We start from the raw sequence: 11,051 nt of genomic DNA on the forward strand, positions 1-11,051 counted from the left end.
ATCATGACCAACGCACATGCAGCACAGGGCACGGCGCCGCGCCTATCGCGGGTCGATGCCATCAACTGGAACCGCCTCCAGGACGACAAGGACCTGGAGGTGTGGAACCGCCTGACCAGCAACTTCTGGCTGCCGGAGAAGGTGCCGCTCTCCAACGATATCCAGTCGTGGAACACCCTCACGCACCAGGAGCAGCAGCTCACCATCCGCGTCTTCACCGGCCTGACGCTGCTCGATACCATCCAGAGCAGCGTCGGTGCCCCGACGCTGATGCCGGATGCGCGCACCCCCCACGAAGAAGCGGTCTACGCCAATATCGCCTTCATGGAAGCGGTGCACGCGCGCTCCTACAGCTCGATCTTCTCGACGCTGTGCACCACCCGGGATGTGGACGACGCCTTCCGCTGGAGCGAAGAGAACCCGACCCTGCAGGCCAAGTCCGACCTGATCCTTGAGCGTTACCGCGCCGACGACCCGCTGATGCGCAAGGTCGCCAGCGTGTTCCTCGAGTCGTTCCTGTTCTATTCGGGCTTCTACCTGCCGATGTACTGGTCCAGCCACGCCAAGCTGACCAACACCGCCGACCTGATCCGCCTGATCATTCGCGACGAAGCGGTACACGGCTACTACATCGGCTACAAGTTCCAGCAGGCGCTGGCCGAGGCCTCGCCGGAGCGCCAGGCGGCGGTCAAGGAGTACGCCTACGAGCTGCTGCTGGAACTCTACGACAACGAGATCAAGTACACCGAGTCGCTCTACGACGAGGTGGGGCTGACCGAGGACGTCAAGAAGTTCCTCCACTACAACGCCAACAAGGCGCTGATGAACCTCGGCTTCGAGGCGTTGTTCCCGAGCAGCGTGACCGACGTCGACCCGACCATTCTCGCCGCGCTCTCGCCCAACGCCGACGAGAACCACGACTTCTTCTCCGGTTCCGGTTCTTCCTACGTGATCGGCAAGGCGGTGGCCACCGAGGACGAAGACTGGGCCTTCTGATCCGCACTTCAGGCCGCCGCAGGGCGGCCTTCCCACCCATCCGCCAAGAGAACCCCCGTGAGCCCTGCCCAGCCTTCCAGCAGCAGTAGCTTCCATGCCCTGGTGCGCCTGCTGCGCTATGCCCGTGGTTACCGGCGGCGCATCATCGCCGCGACCAGCTGCTCCGTCATCAACAAGATCTTCGATATCGCCCCCGAGATCCTGATCGGCGTGGCCATCGACGTGGTGGTCAATCAGGAGCGCAGCTTCGTCGCCCGGCTCGGCTTTACCACGCCCCAGGAGCAGATCATGATCCTGGCCGTGCTCACCTTCTTTATCTGGGCCGGCGAGTCGATCTTCGAGTATCTCTACCAGATCCTGTGGCGCAACCTCGCCCAGCGGCTGCAGGCCGACCTGCGTCAGGACACCTACGAGCACGCCCAGCGGCTGGACATGGCATTCTTCGAAGCCAGGAGTTCAGGCCAGCTGGTGGCGACCATGAACGACGACGTCAACCAACTCGAGCGCTTCCTCGATGGCGGCGCCAATGCGCTGGTGCAGGTCGGGGTTACCGTGGTCGCGGTGGGGGCGGTGTTCTTCGTGATATCGCCGCTGATTGCGCTGCTGGCCTTCACCCCGATCCCGCTGATCGTGTGGGGCGCCTTCTACTTCCAGCGCAAGGCCGGGCCGCTCTATAGCGACGTGCGCGAGAAGGTCGGCGACCTCTCCAGCCGGCTCTCCAACAACCTCGCCGGCATCGCTACTATCAAGAGCTTTACCAGCGAGGCCCGCGAGGCCGAGCGGTTGCGGGTGGCCAGTGAGGCCTATGTGCAGGCCAACCGGCGGGCGATCCGGGTCAGCTCGGCCTTTATCCCGGTGATCCGCATGGCGATCCTGGCCGGTTTCCTGGCGACCTTTACCGTCGGCGGGATGATGGCGCTGCGCGGCGACCTCAATATCGGCGCCTACGGCGTGCTGGTGTTCCTCACCCAGCGCCTGCTGTGGCCGCTGACCGGCCTGGCCGAGGTGATCGACCTGTTCGAGCGCGCCATGGCCAGCACCCGGCGCATTCTCGACCTGCTCCAGGTGCCGATCACCGTGCGCGACAAGAGCGAACGCGAGCTCGCCCAGCCGGTGCGCGGTGCGGTGAGCTTCGATGCGGTCAGCTTTCACTACCCCAGCAGCGGGGCCGGGGTCGAGGCGGTCAGCCTCGAGGTGCCGGCGGGCACCACCCTGGCGCTGGTGGGCGCCACCGGCTCCGGCAAGTCGACGCTGATCAAGCTGCTGCTGCGCTTCTACGACCCCGAGCGGGGCGAGGTGCGCGTCGACGGCCAGCCGGTGCAGAGCGTCAGCCTGGCCTCGCTGCGCGGTGCCATTGGTCTGGTCAGCCAGGACGTGTATCTGTTCGAGGGCTCGATCCGCGACAACATCGCCTACGGCAGGCCCGAGGCCAGCGACGCCGAGGTGCTCGAGGCGGCGCGCACCGCCGAGGCCTGGGAGTTTATCGAGGCCTTGCCCCAGGGCCTCGAGACGCCGGTGGGGGAGCGCGGCATCCGCCTGTCGGGCGGCCAGCGACAGCGGCTATCGCTGGCCAGGGCGCTGCTCAAGGACTCGCCGATCCTGATCCTCGACGAAGCCACCAGCGCGGTGGACAACGAGACCGAAGCGGCCATTCAGCGCTCGCTGAAGCGCATCGCCCATGGCCGCACGGTGATCATGGTCGCTCATCGCCTCTCGACCATCGTCCACGCCGACGAGATTGCGGTGGTGCATCGCGGGCAGGTGGTGGAGCGCGGCTCGCACGCCGCGCTGCTGGACCTCGACGGCTACTATGCCGCCCAGTGGCGGGTGCAGACCGGCGCGGCGCGAGCCGAGGATGTACCGCTCGCTTAATGCGGGGGGTTAACGATTGACCAGAATGGCGTCCAGCACCACTGGCACCTCATCGCCGATGCGCTGGTAGCCGAGCATCGTCAGTACGCTGCGCACCGTGGAGTTGGCCATCATCTCCTGGCCATCCAGGGCCACCGCTTCGGCAGTGGTGACCCGCACCGTGTTGAGGTCTTCGCGGGTAAAGCGCAGGTCCACCGGCTCCTGCTGCAGGCCGCCATCGGCGCGCACGCTGAACATCAGCGTCTCGACCATCGACTCGCCGATATCCAGGGCGTCCAGGCGCTCCGGAGGCAACTGGGTATTGAGGGTCGCCAGGGGCATGTCGGTGATGCCGGACAGCCAGGGCGGCAGCGGACCCAGCCGGTCCAGTACATCGGTCTGGTTAAGGCGCAGTGGCAGCGTCAGAATACCGTCCTCGGAGATATCGCCACGCAGCTCGCGGACGCGATGCTGGTGCTCCACCGGGCCGTTGTCGGTCAGCTCGATAATGGTCGCATCGACCCGCGAGCGGTCGGGATCGAGCTGCCAGCCGGCGTGGACGGGCAGGGCGAAGAGCAGGGCAAACAGGGCAAGGTAGGCTTTCACATGACGTCTCCCGGTCAATGACACTGCACAGACACGCCGCTGGTGGAAAAGTGCCTGAATGAGGCAAGCATCAGGGGAAGCACTGGCCTCAACCATCGGCATTCGCTATCATACGCCCGCGCTTACGCGCTCCTCCCGATGGGCCTATAGCTCAGTTGGTTAGAGCAGGGGACTCATAATCCCTTGGTCGCTGGTTCGAGTCCAGCTGGGCCCACCAAAATCAATGGTTTATGCACATTATTTGCTGCCATTGCTGCACTTTTCCGCGTTTTGTCTACATCTTGTCTACACGGTTATTCTGGGGTGTAGCTAGCCGCTTCCACCTGCTGGTTTTAGTGCTCGAACGAATGGGATAGCTGCTCACTTTCTGGATAACAGGAAAAAACGGGCTTATAATCAGTATTGCAGAAAATCGCTGCCTGCAACCTGAGGAGCCGTTGTGAATCAAGAAGAAATCAGCCGTTTCATCTGTCAGGAACTGCCTCGCCACCAACTGCAGAGGGTGCTTGAGAGCATCGAGGCGGCGTTCAACAAGAGTGATCGTCACCTCAAAGCTACCTATCAGAAAGTGCCTTTGGCAGGTCCCGGGCCGCAATCCCACCACTACATGGTGCAAGAGGCTCTGCTGGGGTTGCCAGAGGATGAGGGCTTCGAGGTGATCAACCGAGCCACACGCCCGGCCGGCGGTCACTACGCGCTTATACGTGCCGGTACTCTACAGATCACAACCAGCATCGTGACGGTTGATAGGGTTCCTCCGGTCCGGGAGGCCAAGTTTCGGCGTGACCTCCGTGTGGAAAACGAACGGTTGCAGCAGCAACATCCTGATTTGTTTGCTCCCTTTGTTCCCCCCTTCGGTCCAAACGATGACTCGCTTCATGCTTTGTTGTTGCCACATTCGGCTAAGTGGACTGAGGGGGACCATAGCAGCCCGTTGGGTTTTGTGATTGCCGTTCCTTACAGTGACCAAGGGTCACGCTATCACCTATGGGCAGAGGTAGGTCAGCTCTGGCAGTACTATGATGAGGAAGGGGAGCTGCCTGATGTTGCCTATCCGACCCTGCGTGATAGGATGCGCGACGCCGAGTCCGAGGACAAAAGCGAAGAAGGTGGAAGCGAGTGATATGAGAACAGGGGTGGAGGGTTTCCAGGGCCTGCGGTTGAGCCAGTTGCGCACGGTCCACAATTTAACCCTGACGGAGCTGGGAGAGCAGGTCGGTCGCTCTTCCAGTACTGTTTCGGCTTGGGAGAAAGGTGCCCAGCTGCCTGAGGCCGAGTCATTGGATCGTCTGTGTTGCGTGTTTAATGTTTCTCGCATGTGGTTTTTGAGGCCGGTGCCCGCTGCAGTCGAAGAGAAACCTCGCCCTTATTTTTTCCGTTCCCAAGCGGCTGCTCACAAGCAGGCACGTGAAAGGTCTCAGCTGTATTTGGCTTGGCTGCAAGAGATCTCTGACTTCTTCCAGGATGCGATGGAGTGGCCTGAAGTCAATGTGCCAATGCTAGGTGCCGACGATTGCCGCCTGATTAGCGACGAGGAAATAGAGGAAATCGCTCGGGAGTGCCGCGAGACCTGGAAGCTCGGAGCGGCTCCTATCCCAAATGTTATCCAGGTGATGGAGAATGCTGGGATCATTTGCACCCGTGCAACGCTGGGTCATGTCAAGATGGACGGTGTTTCCCATGTGTCAGTTCTGGATGGTCGTCCGTATGTGCTTATCGCTGAGGACAAAGCGAATGCGATTCGCAACCGCTTCGATGCTGCGCATGAGCTTGGACATGTCGTGCTTCACTCTCGAGTTCCGGCTTGGCAATATGAAAAGAAAGAGCTCTACGATCTTTTGGAAGAGCAAGCACACCGGTTTGCTAGTGCTTTCTTGATGCCTCCCGAGAGCTTCTCCCAAGAGGTGGTATGGCCGACGCTCGATAATTTGCTTTCCCTTAAGCCGCGCTGGAAGGCCTCGGTTGCTTCAATGATCGTACGCTGCCGTGACTTGTCACTTCTTTCTGAACAACTCGAATTAAGGCTATGGAAAGGGCGTTCGGCTCGTAAATGGACGAAAGGCGAGCCGGGCGATGAGGCTTTTGCAATCGAGCAGCCCAAGCTGATGATGCGTGGAGTTCACCTGCTGGTTGATAACGGCATCTTTGAACGTGCTGAGCTGGCACATCAAATTGGGCTGCCGCCAGAAACTATCGAGATGCTTTGCAATCTGCGCCCTGGTTACCTGAGTACGCAGCCTGACGCTGGAGATAACGTGGTACCTCTCAAGCTGAAGCGCAATGGTGCGAGGTCTGGCCGAGCTACCCAGGCGGATATTCTGCCGTTTCAGAAATAGTGTCGAGAAGCGCGCTGTATTCGGCACCAGAGTTATTGGTGAAGACGCTCCTGACCAGGCTCATCAACAGCCCTCGGAAGAGTAGAAACCGAATTGATGCGTTGTCGCATTGGAGGCATTCCAGCGCTACTCGAGCGACACGCACGACTTTTCAGCAGACGATCCTGGCCGTTGACATGGTTGGGCCAGCACAGCATCATGGATGACACACCCGCCATGCCTCTCATGGAAGCATACTCTGGCGGGTTTTTTGTGCAGTATCCTCAGAAATGGGGTGATTTAGAGCTGTCGGATATCTCGTTTAAAATCGGCACGAATGGCTGAAGACTGAAAGTTAATAAGTCATATAAGGGCGCGGTTGAAAATTTAAGTATTTTTGCAAGGGGCTAATAACGGTGCTGGTCTACAATGCCACCAAGCAGCAGTTCATTGATGACGTGCGGGCTAACGTTATCACCGACGCCATAGAGAACGAGGTGGCACGCAGGCTGAACCGCAACTCGCCGCGCAGTGAGGTGACGTCCTGGGAGAACTCCTTGCGCTTCATGATGAGCGTTCTGCTCGATGAAGGGATTCCCGCATCGGCAGGCGTGGCCATCGAGTACAACATCCCGCTGACCAATCGCCGCGTGGACTTCATCCTGACCGGAAAGAACCACCAGCGGGACGATGCGGCGGTCATCGTGGAACTGAAACAGTGGCAGTCCGTCGAGGTGACGACGAAGGACGCCATCGTTCGTACCCAGCTGGGCGGCGGAGTACGCGAGACCAACCATCCGTCGTATCAAGCATGGTCCTATGGCGCGCTGATTGAGGACTACAACGAGACGGTACGCTCCGAGTCGATCCGCCTGGTGCCCTGCGCCTATCTGCACAATATGAAGCAGGGGGACGCCATCAATGACCCCTTCTACGAGCACCATACGAGCCGTGCGCCGGTCTTCATCTCTCAGGACGCCATGAAGCTTTCGGCGTTTCTAAGCCAGCATATCAAGTACGGCGACAGCAACGACATCATGTATCGCATCGAGCATGGTGTGATCAAGCCGAGCAAGAACCTGGCGGATGCCCTGGCATCGATGATGCAGGGCACCACTGAGTTCCTAATGATCGATGAGCAGAAGCTGGTCTATGAAACTGCGCTTGATCTTGCACACCGTGCAGGCAGCGGCAACAAGCAGTGCCTGATCGTCAAGGGCGGACCGGGCACCGGCAAGTCGGTGGTGGCCATCAACCTGCTGGTGGAGCTGACAGGGCGCGAGATGATGACGCAGTACGTGTCGCGCAACTCGGCCCCTCGGGAGGTATTCAAGAAGAAGCTGACCGGAACGCGCAAGAAGACCCACATCGATAACCTGTTCAAGGGCTCGGGTAGCTACGTCAACGCCGTGCCAGACACCTTCCATGCCCTGATCGTAGACGAGGCGCACCGTCTGAACGAAAAGTCCGGTATGTATCAGAACCTGGGGGAAAGTCAGATCAAGGAGGTGATGGCCGCGTCACGCTTCTCGATTTCTTCATCGATGAGGCGCAGCGGGTGACGCTGAAGGGAAGCCGCTAAGAGCGATGTGTTCGATTATATTGAGATGTTCTACAACCCAAGGCGCCGCCACAGTACGAGTGATGACCTGTCATCCGTCGAGTACGAGCGGCGCCATTTCCAGAGCCTGACGGGTGTCTAGAATATCCGGGGCGATTCAATAATCTGTTCTGGCGATTTACGGACTTATAGCTCCGGCGCTAACAGCATGGTGGAGAGCTTTAATGGCCGTCACAGCGATATGGCGACTCGGTGTTATGCCTCAGGCGAAGATTTAAAGCGGATGCTGAAATGCTACAGCTGGTTACTCAATCACAACATCCCGAAGAAGGCGCCGCACCCTCAATTGCTGATTGCAACGACTTATGAATGGCGGGGCAAGTGGTCTGGGATATTGCCAAGCGAGTAGTCAATTACATGATACCCGATATGTAGCCTTAGAAAAATAGCGTATTATGCTCAGATAGTTTCACGAAACTCTATATCGAGTATGGATAAGAAATTCTTAGATCCTGCTTATTTCGTCTAGGAACTGGGCAACATCGCTTATGTGGGGGGTTTCTCCATTTTTCCTTAAGTGGTAATTAAATAGTGTGTGTTGAATTTCGGCACTGGAACCAAGCTTTTCTTTATCCAGGTGTTCAACAAGCAACTCTTTGGCTTCTTGGTTTGATAGTGAATGGGCATCACTATATCCTAGGGCTTCTAAAAAAATTGCTTCGGGACATTCCATGTGAATGTTAAAGACATTTTCCTTTGCTCTTCTTATGTAATTCATACAGCCTTCCTTATCATTTGACTTGAGATGTAATGGCTCGCAGCAAAATGCTTCTTTTATTTTATCGAAAATTTCTTCCGATTCCATGGTTTCAAGCTTTTCAAGGTCGAGGCTAACTTTTGGTTTTTTGTCCCCATCTAATATATAGTAAACCTCTCTTTTTTCTTTCCCATGTATGGGTAAGAGATATTTAAAAATTTCATCTCCACCGCTTGAAGGTAAGTCCAGGCTTATACTTTCTTTCTGCCAGTCTGATAGCTCATCGAGAGCCACCTCAACTAGCTTCAAAAGTAATTGATCCTCGACGATGACAAGTTTTTTATTATCGGGGATATGGCCTATTCTGTGAAAGGCCATGTGGGGATGTGCAACCTGAGATATAGCTGTGCTCCCTTCATCCGTTTCTAGGAGTGCATAAAGGGCTTCCTTTGGAAGCGACTGAGTTATTGTAGGTGAATGCGTTGAAATAACTATTTGGTAATGCTTTTCTATTACTGTCCACAAAAGAAAACGTATAAGATTCTCTTGTGCTCCAGGGTGTAATGATGTTTCAGGTTCATCCAATAGGACTAGGCTATTTTGTTCACCATTCAGTAATTTTATTACTAAGTTTACGACAGCTAGCTCTCCGCTACCAGCGAAAGCTTCTGAATATTGCCCATTTTCTGTCTGGAATATGATGCTTAGGCCACTCTCTTTTTCGTAAAGTCGATGCTTCAAATATGTTGCGCCGACATATTTTTTTCCCAATATGTGGTTTATCCATATAAGCTCGCTTTCGGTTAATGGTCTGTTGGTAAAAACGGACTCTACCCCGCCTGGTTTATAAGATTGCTTTCCTTTAGAAATTACTTTGCTTATTTTTGTTGCACTTTTTTTTATTTTTTCTATCCGCTCTTGTATTGTTAGGCCAGTGTTGTTTACATGGAATGCTCTATCAAAAGCACTAAACTGGTACTTAAAGCTAATGTAAATGGGGGCTCTAAAGGTAGGATACCACCGGTCCGCTACCCGAAATTCTCTTTCTTTTTCAGTATATTCTTTAGGGATGGCTTGCATTCCATCTGGTCTTGATACCCTAGCAGGCTCCCAGTAAGATTCATTTCTCTTGCGCCTTATTTTTTTGGTCTCGACGTGTTTTGATATATCTCTTATGAGATGAGCATAGAAGTATCTATTTGCTCCTTTATTTTTCCCTTCTTCAATCGGATCCAGAGTAGTAGAAAACCAAAAACGGCTAGTGCTGAAGTTGTATGGCATTCCATATAAAGCATGTAGTATTGAAGATTTACCAGACCCATTAGGCCCTATTATAGCTGTTACAGGGAAATTAAAGTCTATCCTTGCCCCATTTTCAAGGTTTTTAAAATTGGGAAATACGGCATATTTTATATACTTATCAAGCTTGTTATTTTTGCATAATCTAGTTGCTATTTCAATATAGCGATTAAGGCTCTGTGCTGTTGGCTCTTTTCTAGCTGGCATTCCTGATGACCTTTACTATTTCCGCTGCGTGGGCCTTAATGAAAGGTGGCGGCAAGGCGTTACCTATCATCAATCCTAAGGACTCTTTCCCATGCTTTCTTATAAATTTGTAATCTTTAGGGAACCCTTGTAATAGAGAGGCTTCCCTAAGAGTTACGGTTCTATCTTCATCAGGGTGTAAGAACCTTCCCTTTGAAGGGTTGTGGCAACCACTGGTAATTGTTGGGGATTGAGAATCCCATTTCATTCTTCCATAGACATCACTAAACCCAGAAAAGGAAATGTGGCACTTAAGTACCAAGTGCTCAGGGAGGTCTTTTCTACTTCCCCCGTCTTTAGGAATATTTTTTATTATTTCTTTAACTTGGTTCGTTCTTTTTTCGGGGATTGTATGTATATCATCCTTGCTTTCGCTTGGTGATTCTAATCCGCCAATGATGCTGGCAACAGTTTCCTTCATCTTTATTTTGTCGGCAAAGACTGGATCTTGAAGCTTGTTTGCTAGTAGTATCAGCCTGTTTCTACGCTGAGCTACTCCATAATCTGAAACATCTAATATCTTATAACTAACTTTATACCCTTCTCTGCGTAGAGAGGATACGAATTGTTTGAATCTATAGTGCTTTTCTAGTCCCGGGACATTCTCTAGCATTACTGATTTTGGAGATAAGTGTATTACATAGCTAAGAAAGTTATCGATTAAAGCGTTTCTTTCATCTCTGCTGGCTCGCTTATTGCGCGTTCGGAGAGTCGAGAATCCTTGGCATGGAGGACAGCCGGCTAATAGGTCAAGTTTCCCTTTTTCTATTTTTAGTTTGTTTGAAAAACATTCGGGGCTTATTCTTCTAATGTCGTCTTCAATTAGTTCAACTTCTGGATGGTTGAGTTTGTAGGTCTGGCAAGCCTTGGCATCGAATTCCAAAGCGCCGATTACCTTAACTCCTGCTTGTTTGAGACCTTCTGTCAACCCTCCACAGCCGGAAAAAAGGTCTACTGCATTTAGCGTCTCACTCGTCTGGTGCATTTCGATCTTCGTAGCCCTAGTTTATCCTGCTATACTCTCTATATAGCTAGCCCAGCAAGGATACCCTAATTTTTCTATCGGCAAAAGGGTACTAATATGTCATCAGCCTGCCCCCACCTGGGACTTGCTAGCAAAACCTAGCTGTAGGGAACTCATCCCAGTGTGTCGTCCAGCGATGCGTACGGTTGACGCCATGCAGATCCAGGGCCGCCCGTCGGCATGTCCAAGCGTGCACTTACATACCGTACCACGTCCCATCCTATGGTTCAGTTCGTCCATGAGATCAATGAGGCGCATGTTACGTGGATGGCCTACCTCGCTCTGCTGTCAACGCCAGTGAAGGTTGTCCGCTTTTCATCAATCCAGATTGTCCGGTTTCTGTCAGTGCTCTTTCATCGGAACAGATTCAGGCTCGTGTGAGGTTTCGTCCTCCTT

8 protein-coding genes, 1 tRNA gene and 1 pseudogene are annotated in these 11,051 nt (G+C 54.1%); 7 read left to right on the forward strand and 3 right to left on the reverse strand.

Going from position 1 to position 11,051, the window contains the following annotated elements:
- Nucleotides 1-3 precede the first annotated feature (3 nt).
- Together nrdF and IEI94_RS03585 are read left to right on the forward strand one after the other, a co-directional pair.
- Nucleotides 4-996, forward strand: a complete 993-nt coding sequence (gene nrdF / locus IEI94_RS03580) for a class 1b ribonucleoside-diphosphate reductase subunit beta (protein WP_191165628.1) — start codon at nt 4-6, stop codon at nt 994-996.
- 57 nt (nt 997-1,053) lie between these two features.
- A complete protein-coding gene (locus IEI94_RS03585; RefSeq protein ID WP_318153353.1) occupies nt 1,054-2,868 on the forward strand; it encodes an ABC transporter ATP-binding protein in 1,815 nt (604 codons plus the stop codon).
- 9 nt (nt 2,869-2,877) lie between these two features.
- Here the strand turns inward: IEI94_RS03585 and IEI94_RS03590 are convergent, their stop codons facing one another.
- Complete coding sequence (locus IEI94_RS03590) at nt 2,878-3,453, reverse strand: hypothetical protein (RefSeq protein ID WP_191165630.1); 576 nt, start codon at nt 3,451-3,453, stop codon at nt 2,878-2,880.
- Between the two features lie 140 nt (nt 3,454-3,593).
- Here IEI94_RS03590 and IEI94_RS03595 point away from each other — a divergent pair.
- From IEI94_RS03595 to IEI94_RS03615, 5 genes and pseudogenes are all read left to right on the forward strand, one after another.
- A tRNA-Ile gene (locus IEI94_RS03595) sits at nt 3,594-3,670 on the forward strand.
- Nucleotides 3,671-3,892: 222 nt separating this feature from the next.
- Complete coding sequence (locus tag IEI94_RS03600) at nt 3,893-4,576, forward strand: hypothetical protein (RefSeq protein ID WP_191165633.1); 684 nt, start codon at nt 3,893-3,895, stop codon at nt 4,574-4,576.
- A gap of 1 nt (nt 4,577) precedes the next feature.
- On the forward strand, nt 4,578-5,789 hold the full coding sequence (locus IEI94_RS03605; RefSeq protein WP_191165635.1) for a helix-turn-helix domain-containing protein: 1,212 nt from the start codon (nt 4,578-4,580) through the stop codon (nt 5,787-5,789).
- A gap of 395 nt (nt 5,790-6,184) precedes the next feature.
- A complete protein-coding gene (locus IEI94_RS03610; protein WP_318153354.1) occupies nt 6,185-7,330 on the forward strand; it encodes a DNA/RNA helicase domain-containing protein in 1,146 nt (381 codons plus the stop codon).
- A 6-nt stretch (nt 7,331-7,336) separates the two neighbouring features.
- Nucleotides 7,337-7,471: pseudogene (locus tag IEI94_RS03615) on the forward strand (IS3 family transposase); the annotation flags it as partial.
- 363 nt (nt 7,472-7,834) lie between these two features.
- Here IEI94_RS03615 and IEI94_RS03620 read toward each other — a convergent pair.
- Entirely contained in the window at nt 7,835-9,592 is a 1,758-nt protein-coding gene (locus IEI94_RS03620) for an ATP-dependent nuclease (RefSeq protein WP_191165637.1), read from the reverse strand.
- Nucleotides 9,582-10,616, reverse strand: a complete 1,035-nt coding sequence (locus tag IEI94_RS03625; RefSeq protein WP_191165638.1) for a DNA cytosine methyltransferase — start codon at nt 10,614-10,616, stop codon at nt 9,582-9,584. The genes IEI94_RS03620 and IEI94_RS03625 overlap by 11 nt, the downstream gene beginning before the upstream one ends.
- Between the last annotated feature and the right edge of the window lie 435 nt (nt 10,617-11,051).

Origin of the sequence: Halomonas sp. ML-15, from assembly GCF_014779595.1 — a bacterium.
Lineage (GTDB): Bacteria > Pseudomonadota > Gammaproteobacteria > Pseudomonadales > Halomonadaceae > Franzmannia.